At 32.6% G+C, this 21848-nt stretch carries 21 protein-coding genes and 1 tRNA gene; 11 read left to right on the top strand and 11 right to left on the bottom strand.

All coding sequences use genetic code 11. The features are described 5' to 3' along the window. Positions 1-223 precede the first annotated feature (223 nt). The 4 genes from EW093_RS01860 to dhaL all read left to right on the top strand — a co-directional run bounded on the left by EW093_RS01860 (position 224) and on the right by dhaL (position 4053). On the top strand, positions 224-1177 hold the full coding sequence (locus EW093_RS01860) for a PocR ligand-binding domain-containing protein (RefSeq protein ID WP_149566757.1): 954 nt from the start codon (positions 224-226) through the stop codon (positions 1175-1177). 152 nt (positions 1178-1329) lie between these two features. After that, positions 1330-2412, top strand: a complete 1083-nt coding sequence (locus EW093_RS01855; RefSeq protein WP_149566756.1) for a glycerol dehydrogenase — start codon at positions 1330-1332, stop codon at positions 2410-2412. A gap of 1 nt (position 2413) precedes the next feature. Next, on the top strand, positions 2414-3406 hold the full coding sequence (dhaK, locus tag EW093_RS17595; RefSeq protein ID WP_246745063.1) for a dihydroxyacetone kinase subunit DhaK: 993 nt from the start codon (positions 2414-2416) through the stop codon (positions 3404-3406). An 8-nt stretch (positions 3407-3414) separates the two neighbouring features. Further along, positions 3415-4053 carry a dihydroxyacetone kinase subunit DhaL gene (dhaL, locus tag EW093_RS17590; protein WP_246745062.1) on the top strand — a complete coding sequence of 213 codons (639 nt, stop codon included), beginning with the start codon at positions 3415-3417 and terminating at the stop codon, positions 4051-4053. Positions 4054-4066: 13 nt separating this feature from the next. Here the strand turns inward: dhaL and EW093_RS01845 are convergent, their stop codons facing one another. Then, complete coding sequence (locus EW093_RS01845) at positions 4067-4939, bottom strand: DMT family transporter (protein ID WP_149566755.1); 873 nt, start codon at positions 4937-4939, stop codon at positions 4067-4069. A gap of 135 nt (positions 4940-5074) precedes the next feature. Here EW093_RS01845 and gnd point away from each other — a divergent pair, with 135 nt between their 5' ends. Continuing rightward, positions 5075-6523, top strand: a complete 1449-nt coding sequence (gnd, locus tag EW093_RS01840) for a decarboxylating NADP(+)-dependent phosphogluconate dehydrogenase (protein WP_149566754.1) — start codon at positions 5075-5077, stop codon at positions 6521-6523. Between the two features lie 28 nt (positions 6524-6551). Here the strand turns inward: gnd and zwf are convergent, their stop codons facing one another. The 6 genes from zwf to EW093_RS01810 form a co-directional block, all read right to left on the bottom strand. Next, positions 6552-7868, bottom strand: coding sequence for a glucose-6-phosphate dehydrogenase (zwf, locus tag EW093_RS01835; protein WP_149566753.1), 1317 nt, complete (start codon positions 7866-7868; stop codon positions 6552-6554). Continuing rightward, positions 7861-8508 carry a 6-phosphogluconolactonase gene (locus EW093_RS01830; RefSeq protein ID WP_149566752.1) on the bottom strand — a complete coding sequence of 216 codons (648 nt, stop codon included), beginning with the start codon at positions 8506-8508 and terminating at the stop codon, positions 7861-7863. Before EW093_RS01830 ends, zwf begins: the two co-directional genes overlap by 8 nt. Before the next feature lie 78 nt (positions 8509-8586). Continuing rightward, positions 8587-8865 carry a peptidylprolyl isomerase gene (locus EW093_RS01825; protein ID WP_149566751.1) on the bottom strand — a complete coding sequence of 93 codons (279 nt, stop codon included), beginning with the start codon at positions 8863-8865 and terminating at the stop codon, positions 8587-8589. A 3-nt stretch (positions 8866-8868) separates the two neighbouring features. Continuing rightward, entirely contained in the window at positions 8869-9885 is a 1017-nt protein-coding gene (locus EW093_RS01820) for an NYN domain-containing protein (RefSeq protein WP_149566750.1), read from the bottom strand. Position 9886: 1 nt separating this feature from the next. Then, a complete protein-coding gene (locus EW093_RS01815; protein WP_149566749.1) occupies positions 9887-10417 on the bottom strand; it encodes a hypothetical protein in 531 nt (176 codons plus the stop codon). Positions 10418-10488: 71 nt separating this feature from the next. After that, positions 10489-10561 (bottom strand) — tRNA-Phe (locus tag EW093_RS01810). A 91-nt stretch (positions 10562-10652) separates the two neighbouring features. On the opposite strand from EW093_RS01810, the gene EW093_RS01805 reads away from it, so the two are divergent. The 5 genes from EW093_RS01805 (at position 10653) to cyaB (ending at position 15994) form a co-directional block, all read left to right on the top strand. Beyond that, positions 10653-11339, top strand: coding sequence for a TatD family hydrolase (locus tag EW093_RS01805; protein WP_187759787.1), 687 nt, complete (start codon positions 10653-10655; stop codon positions 11337-11339). A 2-nt stretch (positions 11340-11341) separates the two neighbouring features. After that, on the top strand, positions 11342-12823 hold the full coding sequence (locus tag EW093_RS01800) for a glycogen synthase (RefSeq protein ID WP_149566747.1): 1482 nt from the start codon (positions 11342-11344) through the stop codon (positions 12821-12823). Next, complete coding sequence (locus EW093_RS01795; protein WP_246745061.1) at positions 12816-13706, top strand: alpha-hydroxy-acid oxidizing protein; 891 nt, start codon at positions 12816-12818, stop codon at positions 13704-13706. The genes EW093_RS01800 and EW093_RS01795 overlap by 8 nt, the downstream gene beginning before the upstream one ends. A 37-nt stretch (positions 13707-13743) precedes the next feature. After that, positions 13744-15396: a 2,3-bisphosphoglycerate-independent phosphoglycerate mutase gene (gpmI, locus tag EW093_RS01790; RefSeq protein ID WP_149566746.1), complete on the top strand. Its 1653-nt coding sequence runs from the start codon at positions 13744-13746 to the stop codon at positions 15394-15396. 67 nt (positions 15397-15463) lie between these two features. Then, positions 15464-15994 (top strand): class IV adenylate cyclase, encoded by a 531-nt coding sequence (cyaB, locus tag EW093_RS01785; RefSeq protein ID WP_149566745.1) that lies wholly within the window; start codon positions 15464-15466, stop codon positions 15992-15994. 46 nt (positions 15995-16040) lie between these two features. Here the strand turns inward: cyaB and ilvN are convergent, their stop codons facing one another. From ilvN to EW093_RS01770, 3 genes are all read right to left on the bottom strand, one after another. Beyond that, on the bottom strand, positions 16041-16538 hold the full coding sequence (ilvN, locus tag EW093_RS01780) for an acetolactate synthase small subunit (protein ID WP_149566744.1): 498 nt from the start codon (positions 16536-16538) through the stop codon (positions 16041-16043). Next, positions 16538-18253 carry a biosynthetic-type acetolactate synthase large subunit gene (ilvB, locus tag EW093_RS01775; RefSeq protein WP_149566743.1) on the bottom strand — a complete coding sequence of 572 codons (1716 nt, stop codon included), beginning with the start codon at positions 18251-18253 and terminating at the stop codon, positions 16538-16540. The genes ilvN and ilvB overlap by 1 nt, the downstream gene beginning before the upstream one ends. 193 nt (positions 18254-18446) lie before the next feature. After that, on the bottom strand, positions 18447-19730 hold the full coding sequence (locus EW093_RS01770; RefSeq protein ID WP_149566742.1) for a glycoside hydrolase family 3 protein: 1284 nt from the start codon (positions 19728-19730) through the stop codon (positions 18447-18449). A gap of 124 nt (positions 19731-19854) precedes the next feature. Between EW093_RS01770 and EW093_RS01765 the strand changes: the two genes are divergently transcribed. Then, positions 19855-20895 carry a 3-deoxy-7-phosphoheptulonate synthase gene (locus tag EW093_RS01765; RefSeq protein ID WP_149566741.1) on the top strand — a complete coding sequence of 347 codons (1041 nt, stop codon included), beginning with the start codon at positions 19855-19857 and terminating at the stop codon, positions 20893-20895. Positions 20896-20928: 33 nt separating this feature from the next. On the opposite strand, the gene EW093_RS01760 is transcribed toward EW093_RS01765, so the two are convergent. Continuing rightward, a complete protein-coding gene (locus EW093_RS01760; RefSeq protein ID WP_149566740.1) occupies positions 20929-21825 on the bottom strand; it encodes a hypothetical protein in 897 nt (298 codons plus the stop codon). Positions 21826-21848 lie beyond the last annotated feature (23 nt).

Genomic DNA, 21848 nt, shown 5'->3' with positions numbered 1-21848 from the left:
ATAATACATCTAAATTTTAATTACAGGAATGAGGTTTAACACTCAAATTGAATAGGGATATCTCCTATATGTTATAAGGTTTAGTACTTAGTTTTCTCAAATATCTAAGTTCTTTAAGTCTAGATATTGATTTTAAGAGAGTTGTAACTTTTTAAAGTTTAATTTATTTGAAAAAAGTTATTTTAAACTACTCAATTTTATTAAACTATGCGAAAATTACAAAATGAATTCTAATTTAGATCAGTTGGATTATATTATAAATATAGAAAAATTTCAGAAAATGCAGGATGATATTGCTAAGGCAACAGGGCTAGCAGTTATATTGGTAGATTACAAGGGCATACCTATAACAAAACATAGCTCATGTAGTAAATTTTGTGCAAGAGTTCGAAAAGATAAAAAGCTTACCGAATTATGTGAAAAGTGTGACTCCCGTGGAGGATTAGAAGCTGCTAGAAATCAAGATGCATATATCTATCTTTGCCACTTTAATATAGTAGACATTGCAATTCCTATAGTTGTAAATGATCAATACATTGGGGCAATAATGGCCGGACAAGTTAAACTTTTAGAGGATAATGAAGAGTTAGAAAGGATCGTTAGTAAAAAATATCAGGTTAACTTAGATAATTTCCCTGAGTTAAAAAGTTTACATAAAGAGTTAGGTATAATGGAGTTAGAGAAGATAGAGGCTATAGCCCATATGATAAATAACTTAGCTAATCACATTGTAGGTGAGGCGGCTTTAAAGAATCAACTTTATGAAGCGAACCAAAAACTACAAGATATTGGAAGTATAGAAAACAAATTTAATATAATTGAAACAAAAGGGATCCCACCATATAAGGATAATAAATTAAGTTTACTAAAACCGGCCCTTGAGTATATAGAAGATAATTTTAGGGATAAAATATATATGGAAAAGATGGCCTATTTATGTAATATAAGCCCTGGATATTTTAGTAAAATTTTTAAACGAGAGACAGGGGAAACATTTTCTAGTTATGTTAATATTGTTAAGTTAAAAAGAGCAAAAGAGATGTTAGAAACTACTGATGAACCTATTGTAAATATCTCCCTAGATTTAGGATATGAAGATTGTGGTTATTTTATTAAAGTGTTTAAAAAATATATAGGGAAGACTCCATCAAATTATAGAAATAATCTAGATCTTTAAATAGTAATTTAAAGCACATAAGAGCATAAAGTTACTATTATTTCACAAAATATTAAAAAAATACACCTAATAATTACTCTATCTCAGCTTTATAACTCAATGCCAGCAGGTAAATTCCGTGGGATAATTTACTTATATAGGAGATATTGTTTATGAAAAAAATATTAATTTCACCGTCAAAGTATGTTCAAGATAATGGTGCTTTAGCTAATCTTGGAGAGTATGTTCTAGCATTTGGTAAAAAAGCACTATTAGTTGCTTCAAAGGATGATCAATCTAGGGTCCAACATATATTAGATGAAGCAACAAATAAGTGTGATTTTGAACTTATTTATGGTGGTTTCAATCTTGAGTGTACAACAGAAGAAGTTCAAAGACTTATTAATATTAATAATGAAAACAGTTGTGATGTTATAATTGGACTTGGTGGAGGTAAGGCTTTAGATACTGCAAAAGCTGTTTCCCACTCAAAAGAGTTACCAGTTATTACAATTCCTACTATTGCATCAACAGATGCACCATGTAGCTCTTTATCTGTTGTATATAATGCGAAAGGTGAGTTTCAGGAGTATAGATTTTATAGAAGTAATCCTGACCTAGTTTTAGTAGATACAGGTATTATTTCAAAAGCACCAACTAGATTTTTAATAGCAGGTATGGGAGATGCTTTATCAACATATTTTGAAGCAAGAGCTTGTGAAAGAGCCTTTGCTGACAATATCCCAGGTGGTAAGAGTACTAAGTTAGCAGTAGCTGCTGCAAAACTCTGTTATGAGACACTACTAGAGGACTCTTTAAAAGCTATTGCAGCATCAGAGAGTAACTGTGTAACCCAAGCACTAGAGAATATTATAGAAGCAAATACTCTTCTAAGTGGAATGGGTTTTGAATCATCTGGACTTGCTGCAGCCCACGCAATACACAATGGTTTAACAGCCCTAGAAGAGACACATAAGTTTTTCCATGGAGAGAAAGTAGCCTTTGGAACTCTGGTTCATTTAGTTTTAGAAAATGCACCAAAAAGTGAGTTAGATGAGGTTTTATCATATTGTAAATCTGTTGGACTACCTACATGTTTAGGAGATTTAGGAGTTAATGTTATTACAGATGAAAAAGTAAGAGCGGTAGCAGAACTCTCCTGTGCAGAGAATGAAACAATACATAACATGCCGTTTAAAGTTACTTCAGATGATGTTTTTGCAGCAATTTATACTGCGGATAAATTAGGGAGATAGAATGAAAAAAATAATAAATAAACCAGAAAATTTAGTTGTTGAGATGTGCGAGGGGATAGTTGCCGCTCATCCTAATCAGCTTAATTTTAAAAAAAGATATAAACTATTAACTAGAAAAAAGTTTAACAGTGAAAAAGTTACTCTAATAAGTGGTGGTGGTTCTGGACATGAGCCAGCCCACGCAGGTTATGTAGGTGAGGGCATGTTAGATGTAGCTGTATGTGGAGATGTTTTTGCCTCTCCATCTACTATTCAAGTTTACAATGCAATTGTTGACTCTGAATCAAAAAAGGGAACACTACTAATTATTAAAAACTACTCTGGAGATATTATGAACTTTGAAGCTGCAGTTGAAATGGCAGATGAAGATGATGATATTAAAGTTGAAAAAGTCTATGTAAATGATGATGTTGCTGTTAAGGATAGTCTCTATACAGTTGGTCGACGTGGTGTTGCAGGTTCTGTTTTTGTACATAAAATAGCAGGAGCAGCAGCTGAGAAGGGGCTTGAATTATTAGAAGTAAAAGAGATAGCTGAAAAGGTTATCAAAAATGTAAAGTCTATTGGTTTTGCCCTAACATCATGTACAGTTCCTGCAAAGGGAACTCCTACATTTGTTTTAGGAGAGGATGAGATTGAGTTTGGTGTTGGAATTCATGGTGAACCTGGAGTTGCAAGAGAGAAGGTTAAGAGTTCTGATGAGTTAGCCCTAGAGTGTGTTGAGAGAGTTTTAAAAGAGTTACCTAATGATGATAAAGAAGTAGTTGTTATGATAAATGGATTTGGTAGTACTCCTTTACAAGAGTTATATGTATTTAATAACTCTGTATCTAAACTACTTAAAGAGAGAAACATAAATGTTTACGACACCCTTGTTGGTAATTATATGACAGCGTTAGATATGGCTGGAGCATCATTAACCATTTTAAAATTAGATGAAGAACTTAAATCCCTGTATGACGCTAAGGCGGATACATTAGCGTTTAAAAAATAGGAGAGATTATGAGTATAATTACAACTGAAAACATGGTAAATATTATTAAAAAAATGGGTGAGATTATCATTGATAATGAAGTATATTTTTGTGAACTAGACTCAGTTGCTGGAGACGGTGATTTTGGTATGTCAGTAGCTAAGGGTTTTAAACAGTTAAATAGTGAGTGGGAAGATATTTCTAAGGATAATATTGGTTCATTCTTAAAGGATTCAGGAATGATAATTACTGAGTTTTGTGGTGGTGCATCTGGTCCTATATGGGGATCTGCTTTTAGGTCAGCGGGAAAGTCTGCAAAGGGAAAAACAGAGTTAAACTTGGGGGAATTTGCTGATTTAATGGAGTCTGCAGTCGCTGGAATACAAAAAAGGGGAAATGCCCAGTTAGGAGATAAGACTCTTTTAGATGCTTTAATACCCACAGCTGTCTCATTAAGAAAATCCGCTGAAAATGGACTTAATTTTTCTGATGCCTTTAATAAAGGAGCAGAAGCAGCTAGAGAGGGAGCAGAAAAAACTAAAACAATGACTGCGAATAAAGGTCGTGCTAGCTATGTTGGGGAGAGAAGTCTTAACTTTCCTGATGCAGGAGCAATGGCTCTTGGAATTATTTTTACTAAGCTATCAGAGTTTTATAGTAACTTATAGAGATATTAGCTGGCTACTTGCCAGCTAATTTATTATATAATATTGATGATACAATTAGTATTAATCCAATTATTGTTGTTATAGTAATTGTCTCTTTTAAAAAAATGGATATAAAAATTAGAGATAAAAAGGGAGATAGATAGACAATAAGGCTAATAGTTGCTGCTTTGTTAGCATACTTAAGAGCATTTGCCCACAGATAAAACGTAATACCCATTTCAAAAAGTCCCACATAAATTGTTGATAAAATTCCTACCATATTGGGTATCTGAATAGGTACAAACAGAAAATTATATATAAGTATAAAAATAGAGCCAAATAGAAAGTTTAGAAAGAGTTTAATATCGTTCTCTCTACTGTCTACTCTATTAATTACCCAATATAGAGCCCAAATTACAGCACTTAAAACACCTAATATGACACCTAACCCATTAATATCTATATTTGAAAAACTATTTGATGAGACTAGAGAAATTCCAACTAAAGATAGGCAAAAAGATAAAAAATCCTTTCTTTTAAGTTTCTCTTTAAAAATTATAGATGAGAAAATTATCAATATAATTGGCCATGTATAGTTTAAAGGCTGAGCAACCTGAGCAGGTAATAGACTATAGGTTTTAAAAAGAACTAAATAGTATAAAAATGGGTTTAAAAATCCTGAAATTATAGAGTATAGAATATCTTTCTTACCCAAGTTTTTTATTGAATTAAATCTTCTATTTTTAACTAATATAATAGTGAAAATAAATAGGGAGATTAGGGTTGAGTATAAAACTAAATTTTCTGGGTTTAACTGTTTAAGGGATATCTTAAAAGAAGTCGCAACTGTAGACCAAAGTAGTGTTGATAGTAGGGCTAATAAAATAGCGAGTTTTTGCTTAGACAATATATATTCTCCATTAATTCCTTCAATACTATATAAAAATGATATAGAATAAAAGTTAATTGATTAAAGAAAATAACTTTTATTCTTATTGATAATCGTTATCATTTTAGTGTATTATTTAAATAGAGGTAATTTATGAATAAAACAGACATAGGAGTCATTGGGCTTGCAGTAATGGGCGAAAACCTAGCATTAAACATGGAGAGTAGGGGCTACTCTGTTTCAGTTTTTAATAGAACATATAGTAAAACAAAAAACTTTATAGAGGGTAGGGCTAAGGGTAAAAACTTTGTAGGATCCCAGGAAATAAAGGATTTTGTTAATTCTATAGGTAAACCTAGAAAAATTATGTTAATGGTTAAGGCTGGAGAGGTTGTTGATAAAACTATAGATACTATTCTACCCTTTTTAGATAAAAATGATATAATAATTGATGGGGGAAACTCTGATTATAGAGATACACAAAGAAGAGTTGATGAATTAGCCACTAAAGGGATTTTATTTATTGGTTCTGGGGTTTCAGGAGGAGAAGAGGGAGCTTTATTAGGACCTTCTTTAATGCCAGGAGGTAATCCTAAGGCTTGGCCCTTTGTAAAAGATATTTTTACTGCTATTTCAGCTAAGGCTAAAAATGGAGATCCTTGTTCCAACTGGATGGGGAATGGTGGGGCAGGACACTTTGTAAAAATGGTTCATAATGGTATAGAGTATGGTGATATGCAATTAATATCTGAAGCTTATAATATTATGAAAAATCTATTAAATATGAGTAATGAAGAGATTGGCAAACAGTTTTCAACATGGAATAGTGGCGTCTTAGATAGTTATCTAATAGAGATTACAGCTGATATTTTCAAGTTTAAAGAGGATGGAGATTATACTCTTGATAAGATCTTAGATGTTGCAGGACAAAAGGGAACAGGAAAGTGGACGGTAGAAAACTCCTTGGATTTAGGCAACCCTTTAACATTAATAACTGAGGCGGTTTTTAGTAGATACTTATCCTCGATAAAAGATGTAAGATTGCAGGTTGAAAGGGAGTTTAAAACTCCAGTTGTTAAACTATTAAAGAGTAGGGATGAGGTATTAGCAGATTTAGAAAAAACTCTATATAGTGCAAAAATGATATCCTACACCCAGGGTTTCACACTCTTAAGAGATGCAGATAAAAAGTTCAATTGGGACCTAAACATGGCAGAGATAGCTGAAACATGGAGGGGAGGTTGTATTATTAGAAGTACATTTTTAGATAAAATTGCTGATGCTTTTAGAAAAGAAGATGATCTAGTAAACCTTGTATTAGATGACTATTTTAAACAGGAATTAATAAAATCACTAGATGGTTTTAAATCCCTATGCTCTATAGCTCTATTAAATGAGATACCAGTTCCAGCTTTTACATCTGCTTTAAACTATTTTAATGGATTAAAAAGTGGTAAATTACCTGCAAACTTAATTCAAGCCCAGCGAGACTATTTTGGTGCCCACACATATGAGAGAGTTGATAAAGAGAGAAATGATTTTTATCATTCAAACTGGACAGGTCGGGGTGGTACAACATCCTCTACTAATTATAATGTATAAAAAAAAATCCCCATTTGGGGATTTTTTTTTAACAGATATTTATATATTTTGTAAAATCTAAAGGATCTTCAATTAATGTTTCTATGGGATCTTCTCCCTTTTTATAGTATATTAATTCAGATTCAGAAAGGGCAGGTTCAATAACCCTCCAAGCTTCTCCTGTCTCCTCTATACCAACAAATAGAGTTTTATCCCCTTTAATTGCGTCTACTAATAATCTCTGATAAGCGTCCGGAATATTGTTTGAAAACTGATTTGAGTAACAAAAACTCATATTTGTATTAGTTAGAGAGACTCCCCATCCTGGAATTTTATTAACAAGATCTACAATAATCCCTGATTGGGGTTGTACTGTAAAAACAATTGCATTTTTCTTTAAATTATCATTTTCAAATATTGGTGTATCCGCATCCCTAAAAACAACACCTATTTCAGTTCCTCTTCTTTTTAAAGCCTTCCCTGTTGTTATATAAATTGGAACATTATACCAACGATCAGAATCTATTCTAAACTCAACTTGAGCAAATGTCTCTGTATTTGATTTAGGGTCTACACCTTTTTCATCCCTATACCCCTCATATTGCCCTCTAATAACATTTTTAACCTTAAGTTTTTTTAAAAGTTTTATTTTTTCAGCTACTATATCTGAAGCACTACTACTTTTAGGAGTCTCCATAGTTAAAATTGTTAACAGTTGTAAGAGATGACTCTGAATCATATCTCTAATCATTCCACTTTGATCAAAATATTTAGCTCTATCTTCTATTCCAATAGATTCTGAGCAGTTTATTTGAATGGACTCTATATGAAATCTATTCCAATTAGGTTCGAAAATACGATTGGCAAATCTAAAGATTAAAATATTTTGTACAGGTTCTTTTGCAAGATAATGATCAATTAAAAATATTGACTCCTTAGGATAAAATTTTAATATATCTTTTTCTAACTCTTTTGAACTCTCTAAATCCCTACCAAAGGGTTTCTCAATAATTAAAGATACGTTATTACCTACTAAGCCCTGTTTATATAACTCTTGAACACTCTTTGCATAGACACTAGGAGGCAGGGAGAAGAAAACAACAATTTTACCAATATCTCCAAAACTATTTATATACTCTTTTATATTGTCTAAACCTACATGGTAGTATAAACAGTCACAAAGCTCCTTTGTAGTCTCAACATGCTCTCTATATGTATCATGGGTATAATCTGTCCTTCCAGACCCAATAACTACTAATTCATCAGGGAGTAACTTCTTACTCTGTATAGAACTTAAGGCTGGAATCAGTTTCCTTTTTGTTAAGTCTCCAGATCCTCCTAATATTAGTAAAACAGTTTTACTCATGGATATCTCCTATTAGTGGTTTATGTATATAAATAGTACCATTTTTAACTCTCTTTAAAAGGGTTGTTATAGGTAGTTCAATATTATTTAGAACTTTATTAACTATATCTTTTTTCCCATCCCCAAATAATATAATAATAATATTATTAGATTCTACTAAGTAGTTCCCAGTTAGAGAAATCCTATTTTTTGGTTCCTTAGGGCTTATTGTGGATATAACTTTTTTATATGGATGGGCAAATACCACATCTGTAGAAAAGAGACTAGCGGTGTGTCCGTCATCACCAACTCCTAAAAAAACTAGATCCATACTTATATTACTTAATCGAACTTGATACTCTTTTGGGTCTATAAAGTGGTTAGTTGGGAGTATACTAAATTTAGATAAAAAGTTTCTTGTGGTATTACCCCAATTACTATCTTCACTATTAAAATCCACAACTCTCTCATCTACTGGGAAAAAAGTAATCCCATCAAGATCTAGATTTAGAGTACTCCACTCTTTTAATAGCTTTAAATAAGTTGAGCCTCCAGAAAGAGCTATATTTCCGGGTTTTAATAAATTTACCAAATCTTTAGAAAGAGTATTTAGTGAGTCAAAAGCCTCTATTTTTATATTTTTATTATAACTTAGTTCCATGTTTACCTCTATTTAATGATAATGATTACTACTTTAAAGATCAATAACTAAAAAGAAAACAATTAAATATAAATACTCTTAATTTCTCTGACCTGTCTTTTTTATAATATGTAGCCCAAACTGGGTTCTAATTGGTTTACTTATTTTACCAACAGTTAGAGTTCTAACAGAGTTTTCAAAGGCTTGTACCATAGCGTTAGGTCCAAACCAACCTAGATCTCCACCCTTTTTTTTACTTGGACATGTTGAGTATTTTTTAGCAAGAATTTTAAAATCTTCTCCATCTTTTAACTCTTTTAAAATTCGAGTTGCAAGTTGTGGGTCCTTTACTAATATATGGGATGCCCTCCACATCATAATTTATCTCCTAATTGCTCTTAAATATTGAGCATTATTAATATTTTTTGTTTCAACTAAACCTCTAACTTCAGCTGCTAAAACATATTTTTTAAACTTCTTATATCCTAAATCCTCAAATACTACACCTTGATTCTCCATTTTAGAGTTGATTATAGCGTAGGTTTTAAACTCATCTGGATCAACTTCATTTAGTATATTAACTAGAAGTGAGAAGGAAGTCTGTAACTCTCCTTTTTTATACTCATCTTTTATAGCTTTAATTATTGTTTGATTATCTTTTTCTAATAAAATTACATATCCAGCTTTTGCTGCTAGGTGTACACAGAGGCTCCATCTCTTAAACCCTAACTTCTTTTCATCAAAATCTGGGTTTAACATCTTTAGCTTTATCTTAAGTGTAGACATGTTACACTTTTTCCCTTCATGTTCTAAAAGGGCTGCTGCTTCTCCTATAGCTGGATACCAAAATTCCCTAGAATCTGTTCCAGTATAAATCTTAGAGTCAACATCCTCATCAAATTCATCTACGGTAAACATTGATCCTAAATCTTCATGCTCATTTTCGCTATAATGAATAATATCCCTATAATCAACAAAAAAATCCGCTAAATAGAGCAGGTCCTGACTTGCTGTTGTTATATCGCAAATAATATGTATTTTTTTCCCTGTCTTTCTAAGTGTATGAAGTAGTGGCCTAAAATCGCTATCCCCAGTGATTAATACATAGGTATCAATATGATGATAATATCTTAAAAGTTCTAGACAATCTGTAACTAGTTGCATGTCCGCACTATTTTTTCTTGTTTTTTCCCTTGGGATATGGACCATATGAAAGTGAAGTGAGCTTAAAACTGGACCTATTTTTCTAAATTGTGGTTTACTCCAATCTGCATAGGCGTGACTTGATACAACCCGGCCTATTGACTCTGAATACTCCCACATTCCCTCTATAAAAAGTGTATTATTACTTTTAGGTGTTACATTTTCTATATCCCAAAATATAGCTACATTTTCCATATTACTCCCTAGTTAATATTAAACCATATTTAGAATCTATTATATCAATCTTAAAAAACTCAGTCTCCCCAGTTGGGTATATATATATACCTTCGAAAACTCTACTCTCTCCATCTATATAACTATTGGTATAAAATGCATTTTCAATATTATCTATAGAGTAGTTTGTAGATATACCCTCATCCCCTGTGTGTAACATATACATAGAATAGTCTATTAAGGACCCATTACTCTCTAATACATAACTATTATACTTACTGATATTTGTAAGTTCAGATAAAAACTCCCATTTTTTTTTCCTAATTAAGTCTAAAATTAAGGAGGCAAAATCACCATAATAAGGGTCTGAATTAGCAAGGATATTATCAGATAGTGCGCTTCTTAGTTTATTGATATCCTCTGGTTTTATAATTATCTCTTTTTCAACGTTAGATAGATTATCTTTAACAATATAAGTATCATCTTCTACCTTAATTGTAGTACATCCAAATGTTAAAAGAATTATAAATAGGATTAGAGTTTTTTTACACATAGGTATAATATAACAGATATCTATTTTTAGTGCAAAAAAAAACCGTAGATAAATCTACGGTTATTGTATAGTGCCACCAATGAGACTTGAACTCATGACACAGGGATTTTCAGTCCCCTGCTCTACCGACTGAGCTACAGCGGCTAACAACGTGAAGAAATATACTTTAAGATGAAAAAATGGTCAATACTTTTTAATAAATTGATAGATTTTTTTTATCATGTATAATGTACTCATGGACCAGCTAATAGATGTGCATCATCATATTCGATCTAAATTACCTATATTATCTATTTATAACACAGTTACTAACTTGGACATTATTAATATAAGAGAAATTAATAAAAGAGTAAAAAATATTGGAGTTCATCCCCTTTATATAGATTCAAAAATTGATTATGAGTTATTTGAAACACTGTTATTAGATAAGTACACTAATGTAGGGGAGATTGGTTTAGATAAAAGGGGAGATAGTTTAGAAACACAGATAGTTGTATTTAAAGAGTTTTTAAGATTAGCAAAAAAATACAACAAGAGTATATCGCTACACTGTGTAAAGGCTTGGGGGCCTATGTTAAGTATATTAGATGAGGGATTTCAAAGTTTACCAAAACTCTTCCATGGATATTCAGGAAGTTTAGACTCTTTAAAGATAGCTTTAAAATCCAACAGTTATTTCTCTTTTTCCTTAAAAGATTGTTATATGAATAGGAGAATTAAAGTTATTGAAGCTATGCCAATAGGGAAATTATTGATAGAATCAGATATGAATGATGATCAATTTAACTCTGTGGGTCAAAAAATCTATTTAGATAATATTAATACTACATATAAGGAAATAGCAAAAATTAAGGGAGTTCCATATAATGAGTTCGTTTCTATAATTAATAATAATTTCCATCAGTTTACAAAGGAGCCATAATAGTGAAGGTTTTATATTTTGCTTTAGAATGCAAACCTTTTTCAAAAGTAGGGGGTGTAGGGGATGTTGCCTTAGAACTACCCTTAGCACTAAAAAATAAGGGAATAGATATTGAAATTGTTACTCCCTACTACTCATCAGTAGATGAATCTTGGATAGAGAAGAACTCTTATCAAAGTTATATTATTCCCTTTAAGAATAAAAATGGTGAAAAAAAAGATGAAAAAGTAACAGTCCATAAATCTACATACAAGGATATAGATGTTACTTTTATTAAGAATACTACATATTTTGAAGGTGATTATGGTGTTCCCTATGTTTTTAGTGAACATACACCATTTTATGATGACTTTATTCGGTTTCACTTTTTCTCTTTAGCTTCAGCTAAGTTTATTGAAGAAACTAAACCAGATATTGTTCATGTTAATGATTGGGGATTAGGCTTTTTATTAGGAAAGTTAAAATATGACAATAACAGCGCCTTAAGACTCCTTACAATTCATAATAACTCCTACCAAGGAAATATGTGGATTCCTGCAATTCGTAACTGGAGTGTTATGGAGTATCTATATAACAAGGATAGTAGAAAGGTTTTTAAAGACCCTAGAAATAAGTGGAATTCTGTAAATCCCCTAAAATTAGGGATTGAGTGTGCAGACGCTGTTAATGCTGTAAGTCCTACATATAAAAAAGAGATGTTAAAAAAGGATTGCGACTTTAACTACTTCTCAGGGGCGAATGGCTTGGAGAAATCTATTAGAAAACACGGGAAGAGGGGAACTTTATACGGTGTTTTAAATGGTTTTGAATATAAAGAGGGGAGATCTTACCAAGAAGTTTTAGAAGAGAAAAAAGATGCAAAAAAGAGGCTTAGTAGCCACTTTAAAAATCCGGAAAACTTTTTAATTGGTTTTGTTGGACGAGCTGTTGAACAAAAGTTCAAACTTTTACAAGAGATTTTTAATGGTAAAAGTGTTTTAGAGCATATTACTGATAATAAAAATATAAATATAGCAATATTAGCATCTGGACTCCCTGAATATGAAGAGTTTTTAGAGCAGTTTAAGGATTTAGAAAACGTATCTGTTACACTTGCTTTTGATAAAGAATTAGCCTCAACTATTAGTATTGGTTGTGATCTCTTTTTAATGCCTAGTCTATATGAACCCTGTGGTATAACTCAGATGGAATCTTTAAGTAATGCCACACCGCCCCTTGTTCGTTTTGTAGGAGGACTAAAAGATACAGTTCGTTCTTATAAAAAAAGTGGTGGAACTGGTTTTGGTTTTAATGGATTAACTAAAAGAGGTGTTTTAAAGGGGCTAGTTTCTTCGGTTAATGAAGCTGTTGATGTTTATTACAATACACCAGGGAAATTTGACCTTATTAGACAGGAAGCATTTAAACAGCGGTTTTTATGGTCTGATTCCGCTATTAAGTATATAGAGATATATGAGGATTTATTACAAGGTAACAATGGATAATAGAGAATTTAATAGAACTGTTGCTAAGCTTATGCATAAGTCATGTAGAGGATGTTCTGTTTGTAACGGTTACGGTTGTAGAGGTGAAGTCCCAGGTATGGGTGGGAAGGGTCAAGCTCTTACTTTTATAAATAATTTTAAATCATGGAATGAAATTGAAGTTGATATCTCAGGTGTTGATCTTCCCCTCCTTGGTATTGCTCCAATGACAGGAGTAGGGCAGAATATGGGGAATGTCTACCCTGAGTCGGTTTTTCATAATTATATGGTTTCTGGTGCTAAAAAAGCTGGTATTATGCCATGTATTGGTGATGGAACTCCAGATTTCAAGTTACAAAGTGGGATTAAAGCTTTAAAAGATAATAATATAACTGGAACAGCATTTATTAAACCATATCCAAACAACATTATTCTAGAACGATTTAAAATGGTTGAACCCTATGTAGATATTATGGGAGTAGATATTGACTCCTACAGAATTCCAACTATGGAGGGTTTAGTATCCCTAGAGCAAAAAAGTGAAGAGCAACTACTTGAATTAAAAGAAGCTTGTAATAAAAGGTTTATAGTTAAGGGTATACAGAGCCAAAATGATCTAGAATTAATGATTAAGGTTAAGCCGGATATTGTTGTTGTTTCTAATCATGGAGGTAGGGTTTTTGATAATGGTGAAGGTATAGCTTATAGGTTTAAAGAGCTAATTCCTGAACTTAAAAAAATAGCTAATGAAGTTTGGGTTGATGGTGGTTTAAGAACTATAAGTCATCTTAAAAAAGCTAAGGCATTAGGTGCCTATAGGGTTTTAATTGGAAGACCTTTAATTAAAGCTACTGCAGTTTTTAAAGAAGATGGCGTTCCATATTGGTTAAAACAGTTGAAATAGTATCGATATTTATATATCTTTTAAACAGGAGAATATTATGGTTGAAAAATTAAAAAAACACCCTTCTTTAAGTAAGAAGAATGGTCCAGTTGTATTAGCAATAATGGATGGTGTAGGTTATGGTAAATATGAAGAGGGTGATGCAGTTAAAGCATCAAAACTTCCAAATCTTGATAGTTTAACAGCAAGTTGTCCCCATGTTGCTGTTAAGGCCCATGGTACAGCTGTAGGTCTTCCATCTGATGGAGACATGGGTAACTCAGAAGTTGGTCATAATGCTATTGGTTGTGGTCGAGTTTTCTCCCAGGGAGCAAAATTAGTTTCTAACTCAATTGCTACAGGTCATCTATATCAAGGTGAAACTTGGTTGAAATTAACAAATAACGTAAAAGAAAAAGATGGAACACTACACTTTATTGGTCTGTTATCAGATGGTAATGTTCATTCTCATATAGATCATTTAGAGCATATGGTTAGAACTGCGAAATCTAATGGGGTTAAAACTGTAAGAATTCATGCACTTTTAGATGGTAGAGATGTTGGAGCTACATCTGCCTTAGACTATTTTGAGCCTTTCCAAGCTTTCTTAGCAGAGTTATCCGATGAATCATTTGATGCTAAAATTGCATCAGGTGGTGGTCGAATGGTTCTTACAATGGATAGATATGATGCTAACTGGGATATGGTTAGAAAAGGTTGGGAAACCCATGTTCTAGGTTTAGGGCAGATTTTCCCATCAGCAGTAGATGCTATAAAAATGTTACGGGAAGAGACTAAGGCTATCGATCAGGATATTCCTGGTTTTGTTGTTGCAGATGAAGATGGACAGCCAGTTGGAACTATAGAAGATGGAGATAGTGTTATCTTCTTTAACTTTAGAGGTGATAGATCCCTAGAGATTACAAAAGCCTTTGAAGAAGGAGACTCTTTTGATAAATTTGACAGAGTTAGAGTTCCTGATGTTGAGTATGCTGGAATGATGGAATACGATGGTGATTTACACATCCCTGCTCAATACCTGGTAAATCCCCCAACTATTACTAGAACAATGTCTGAATACCTAGCTTTTAATAAGGTTAGACAGTATGCAATATCTGAAACTCAGAAATATGGACACGTTACCTACTTCTTTAACGGAAATAAGTCAGGTTATTTTGATGAGTCGTTAGAAACTTTTGTTGAAGTACCATCTGATGTAATCCCTTTTGAAGAGAAGCCAGAGATGAAGTGTAAAGAGATTACAGATAAGGTTGTTGAAGCTATAGAGTCTGGAGATTATGACTTTATTCGATTAAACTACCCTAACGGTGATATGGTTGGACATACAGGTGTTTTTGAAGCTGTTAAGACTTCTATGGAGGCTATGGATAGACAAATCGCTAGATTAAAAGAGGCTGTAGAAAAAGTTGGAGGAGTTCTAATTTTAACTGCTGACCATGGTAATGCTGATGATATGTATGAGCATAATAAAAAATCTGGAGATGTTACATTAGAAGACGGTCATCCTAAGGCTAAAACATCCCACTCATTAAACCCTGTTCCATGTATTATCTTTGATCCTACTTACAACAATGAGTATAAAAAGGAGCTAAAAGAGGGATTAGGAATTAGTTCAATTACTGCTACATGTATGAACTTTTTAGGATTTGAAGCACCAGAAGATTATGATTCTTCAATCTTAGATTATTAATATCTTCTTACTTTTTAATTTCACGCCCTGGATTGTTTCCAGGGCTTTTTTGTTTTATAATGAAGTCATGTGTATAGAAGTAGAGATAAAAGCTTGGGTTGATGACTTTGATAAAACATTACAGTTACTAAAAGATAATTATAAGTTTGTTAAGCAGTATCATAAGGAAGATATCTATCTTGAAGGTATAGATAGTTTTTCAGAAGCTAGAAAAGAGGTTCGATTACGAAAAGACGGAGACAGTTATATAGTTACCTATAAGGATAGATCCCATGAGGATAAAGTTGAAGTTAACATTGAAAAAGAGTTTAATATCGATCATAAGGATAATTTTTTATATGTTATGAACCAATTAGGGTTTAAAGAGTATATAAGAAAGGAGAAAAAAGGATACTTGTTTAATAGTAATAACATTAATCTTGAACTATCCCATGTTAATGGATTAGGGGACTTTATAGAGATTGAGAAGATTATTACTAATAGATGTTTAATTGATTCAACTAAAGAGGATTTATATAACATTTTGAAAGTTATAGATATAAATAAATCTAAAATAGAGGATAGATACTATGTTCAAATGTTAAAAGAGGGTAAATAAAAAAGCTACAAGTTCCCCTGTAGCCTTTTTTTAATTAATTTATATCTTAGGTTGTAGATTCACTTCCCCTTGCCATAATTAGATTTCCACTTCTAATAAGCTCAACTATACCGTATGGCTTTAAAAGTTCTTGGAATGCATCTAGTTTTGAACTAGAACCTGTTACTTGAAATGTAATAGTATGGTCAGATATATCCATGTTTCTGGCTTTAAAAACATCGGCTATTTGAAGAACATCAGTTCTTTGAACATCTTCACACTTAACTTTAACTAGGGCTAACTCTCTCTGTAGAGCATTCTCATTATTGTGCTCTTTTGCATGTACTACATCAACTAATCTATTTAACTGATTTAACATTAGGTGAAGTGTCTCAGGATCACCGGTTGCTGTAATATTCATACTTGAGAAGTTTCTATCATTAGATTCAGAAACAACTAAACTATCTATATTGTAACCTCTTCTAGCAAAAACTAGGGAGATTCTTATTAAAACCCCCGGCTTATTTGCAACTCTTAAACTGATTGAGTGTTTTTTCATTTTCATCAGGTACTCCCCTTTGGTTTAGCCATTTTCATTTTAGGTCTCTCTAAAAGCATATCCTCTAAAGGTGCTCCTGCTGGAACCATAGGAAAAACGTTATCACACTTCTCTACTTCAGCATCGATAATACAAGGACCATCATTATAATCTAGAGCCTCTTTTAAAACCCTTCTAACATCTGAGCTTCGTTTAATTCTAAAACCCTTTAATCCGTAGGCTCCTGCAAGTTTTAATAGATCTGGGTTACCAACAAGGTCAACACCTGATAATCTGTTGTCGTAGAATAACTCCTGCCACTGTCTAACCATTCCTAAATACTTATTGTTAATAACAAGAATTTTTATAGGAAGTTTATGGATAACAGCTGTAGATAGTTCACAAAGGGTCATTTGGAATCCACCATCCCCAACAATTGCTATAACTTGAGACTTAGGTTTACCTATTTGAGCACCTATAGCTGCAGGAAAACCATAACCCATAGTTCCCGCTCCACCTGATGACAACCAAGTTCTTGGGTTATCTGTTTTTATAAACTGAGCTGCCCACATCTGATGTTGACCTACATCTGTAGCATATATAGCATCTTTCTTAGCAAGGTTATACATCTCATCTATTACATGTTGAGCCCGTAATTTACCCTCTTTTTTATAGTTTAAAGGGAAATCCTTTTTAAGTTTTAATACATTTTTTATCCACTGTTTTCTATCCACTTTTTCTAAAAGTGGTATTAACTCTTCTAAAACAGTTCTAGCATCCCCATTTACATAGGCATCTAGTTTTATATTTTTATTTATTTCACACTTATCAATATCAATCTGAATTTTTTTTGCATTTACACAAAAAGCTTCAGGGGTTCCACTTATTCTATCATCCCATCTTGAACCTATAGAGATAATAAGGTCAGCCTCACACAGGGTCTTATTAGCATATGCTGTACCGTGCATTCCTGGCATTCCTAGGGATAGCTCTTCTGTTTCTGGAAAAACCCCCTTACCTAGCAGCGTATTTGTAACAGGGATACTAAATGTTTTAGCTAAGTATGCAATCTCTTTCTCGGCACCGGATATTAGTGCTCCATGTCCTGCTAAAATAACAGGTCTTACAGATTGATTAACAACCTCGGCAAATTTTTGTATGCACTTAGGATCACCCTCTTTTTTTACTTTGTATCCAGGAAGGTCAAAAACTCTCTCCTCTGATAGCTCGCAAAAACCACTAGATATGTTTTTAGGAATATCAATAACAACAGGTCCAGGACGACCACTTTTTGCTAAGTAAAAAGCTTCATTTACAACTCTTGGTAGATCTTCTATGTCAGTAACTAGATATGAATGTTTTACAATAGGGTAGGATATTCCAGAAACATCCGCTTCTTGAAAAGTATCTAAACCTAAATTATTAGTTGTCTGTTGACCACATATAACAACCATAGGTATAGAGTCCATCATAGCTGTAAATATTCCAGTAACCGTATTAGTTGCTCCAGGACCAGATGTTACTATTGCTACTCCAGTATTTCCTGTAGCCCTAGCATAACCATCTGCCATATGGGTTGCACCCTGCTCGTGTCTTGTTAAAATTAATTTTAGTTTTGATTCATGGATTGCATCATAAATAGGTATTGCAGCTCCACCAGGTAGTCCAAAAACACATTCAACCCCAAGTTGTAACATTGTTTCTACTACTGCATCAGCACCAGTTCTCATATTTTGACTCATAATCTCTCCTGATAGTTAGAGTATTAACAAATATTAACATTTGAGAATATATGTGTCAATCTTGACGTTAGTTTATTTGGTGCTTTTATATAAAAACTGCTTTTTGTTACAATTTAAGGTTTAAATTTTACCTGCTTAGCCTTTTTTGTAGTGTATAGTAATAAAAAAATGTTTATTTTGTATAAAAAGCAGTTTATTCCGATAAAGAATCAATTAGTGCTCTATGTTTTGGGTCATTTTTTACGTCAGTTATACTCTCTTTTGGTTCTTGATAAGTTAAAAGATTACTCTTTTGTTTTAATCTTAAAATCCTTAAAGCTGATTCGTTAACTCTATCTTCTGAGATTTCACCGTTTTTAACTGACTCTATTAGGGATTCTATACCAATTTTTTGGTTTGCAGGTATTAATAGGAGGTCAACTCCTGCCTCTATACCAAGAGTAACAGCCTCTTTTGTGGAAAAGTTATCTGTTATAGCACCCATATCCAGGGCATCTGTCATAATTAGTCCGTTAAAACCCAATTCATTCCGTAGAATTCCTGTTAAAATTTCAGGGTTAAGTGTAGAGGGAAGGGGTAGATTTGATATTCCTGGCATTATAATATGGGCGGTCATAATAACATCAACTCCACTATCTATTCCTCTTTTAAAGGGTACAAACTCAATCTGATTTAGCCTATCAATATTATGGGGAGATACTACTGCCCCTAGGTGGGAGTCTGTTTTTGTATCCCCATGACCAGGAAAGTGCTTAATTACAGATATTAACCCCTCCTCTCTCATTCCTTTTATAACATTAACAACCATCTCACCGGCTATGTGCTGATTAGCAGAGTAAGTTCTATTACCAATAACTGGATTTTGAGGATTTGTATTTACATCTGCAACAGGAGCCATATCCATATTAAATCCAAGGGCTGTTAGCTCTCTACCTAAAATCTTTCCCTCAACATAAGCTAGCCTTGGGTTGTTTTTATTTCCAATAGTAAGGGCTGGGGGTAGGTGGGTTACATCTACATTTTTCTCTTTACCTAGCCTTGAAACAATACCACCCTCCTCATCGACTGCAATAAACATGGGTAAACTATTTATAGATTGTAAATCCTTTATTAATGTTGAAACTTGTTCGTTATTTTCAATATTGTTACTAAATAGGATTATGCCCCCAGGTTTATACTTTTGAATAAACGCTTTTAACTGACTATCTACCCGGGTATAACCCCTGATTTGGATAATAAATAGTTGTCCAACTCTCTCCTCTAGACTCATCTGTTCTAATATTTCTTCTCTTTTAATCCTATCTAACTCATCTTTTGTTAATACAGCTTCTTTATCTATATCCTCTATATTTAAATCAACAGGATTCTCTATTAATATGTTATCCGAAATATCTTCATTGTCGTCACTAATTTGCGTAGTTGTAACACAAGAAAACAGTAATATGATTAAAATTATGTATAATATTTTGATTTTCACTTAAGTTGCCCCTATGTACATTATTTATTATATATTCTAAACTCACAAAAAATAATGTAATTAATAATAAGGTTAATAAACTATTTTTTCTACCCTTTTTATTAGTTAATAATTGGGAGAGAGTATGGAAAAAATATTGAATGTTAACATTGGAAGTTGTAAACCTCTATTATCTCCAGATGATTTAAAGAGTGAAATATCAGTTAGTGATTCAGCATATCAGACAGTAATTACTGGAAGAAAGACAATTAAAAAGATCCTTGATAAAGAGGATAGTAGGATCATTGCTATAGTTGGTCCCTGCTCAGTACATGATTATAATTGTGCCATGGAGTATGCAAAAGAGTTAAAAAAACTTCAAGATAGATATAAAGAAAAAATTGTTGTTGTTATGAGAGTATACTTTGAGAAGCCTAGAACTACTGTAGGCTGGAAGGGGATGATCCTGGATCCATATATGGATGGCTCCTGTGATATAGAGGAAGGATTAAGACGGGGGCGGAAGCTCTTAGCTGATATTAATAACCTAGGGCTACCATGTGCTACAGAGGCTTTAGACCCTATTGTTCCCCAATATAATTCAGATCTAATATCCTGGGCTGCTATAGGTGCAAGAACTACAGAGAGTCAGACTCATAGGGAGATGTCCAGTGGTTTATCCATGCCTGTTGGTTTTAAAAATGGAACTGATGGTAGTATAAAAACAGCAATTGATGCACTTATTGCATCTAATCACTCCCACACTTTTATTGGTATCGATCAAGTTGGTCAAACATCTGTTCTTAAAACAAAGGGTAACAAGTATGGACATGTAATATTAAGAGGTGGGCGAAATGGTTCTAATTATGGAGCTAAAAATATATTAGAGACCGAAGAGTTATTAGAGGCATCTAAGCTTAATAGCTCAATTATTGTTGATTGTAGCCATGCTAACTCAGATAAAAATTATAAAAATCAGGGTAAGGTTATAAAGTCCATAATTGCTCAAAAACAGTCTGGAAATAGTTCAATAATAGGTTTTATGTTAGAGAGTAACTTAAAGGAAGGAAACCAGAAAATAGGGGATGATCTATCTAAACTAGAGTATGGAGTCTCTGTAACTGATCAATGTATCAGTATTTCTGAAACAGAAGAGTTATTAGATCTTGTATACAGATCTATCTAATAATATCCCCACACCAAATTAGGTGTGGGATTTCTACATTAGGGAGCTACTATACTCCTTTAAATACTTATACGATGGATGTCCAAACTTATCGATATTTAGACTGTCATTTGATACTATATAGCTATTTGTAATTTGTATAGGTTCAGATAAGTTAACAGTAATATTTCCCTTATCATTTAGTCTAATACCAAGAATAACATTTTGTATATCAATCTTATTAAGAGCCTTAGGTAGTAAACTCTTAAGTTCGTTATAGTTTTTACTCTTAGAGCAGCTTATTAGATTATTTATTATCTTATCCGAGAAATCCTTTCTAGGCTTTGATTTTATAGTTAATACAGTTGGTTCTAAATAGTCATCATTAATATTTTGATCAATTGTAAGACTAATCTTATTTATTGAGCCATAACTCTTTTTAATCAATTCATCTAGGGTTAATGTTTTTCTTAAAGGTCTTAGTTCATATATAAACAGATCCTCCCTTAAACCTTCTAGAACTGTTGATAAAATATTCCTGATTTCTGGGATTAGTGATCTATTATTACACTTTTCAATATGTAGAATTGCCATATCACTTTTTTCTGTAACATATATATGGAAAAAAAGTGGAATTGTATCCGAGTGCTCCCTCTCCTTATGAAATATACCAGAACCTGATAGTGTGTCTACAATTTCAGATGATTCACCAAATTTACCAACCTTTATTCTACAAAATAGAGAGTTTTCTATTAACTCATTTTTTTCTATTCTAGATGTTCGCTCAGCTTCATTATCAATTTTAAAAAGATAGATATTCTTTCCTAAATAGAAAGAGATCTCATTTAGAAGGTTAAATCCACCAACATCGTTAAAATTTAAGTAATTCTCTTTATTACCCTTTTCTCTAATTTTTAGAGTAAAAACATCAAGTTTCGCTATTATAGACATAGCTACAAGATACCACGAAGAGT

The sequence above is a fragment of the Thiospirochaeta perfilievii genome, assembly GCF_008329945.1.
Classification (GTDB): Bacteria; Spirochaetota; Spirochaetia; order DSM-2461; family DSM-2461; genus Thiospirochaeta; species Thiospirochaeta perfilievii.
This window is presented reverse-complemented; position numbering and strand designations above follow the sequence as displayed.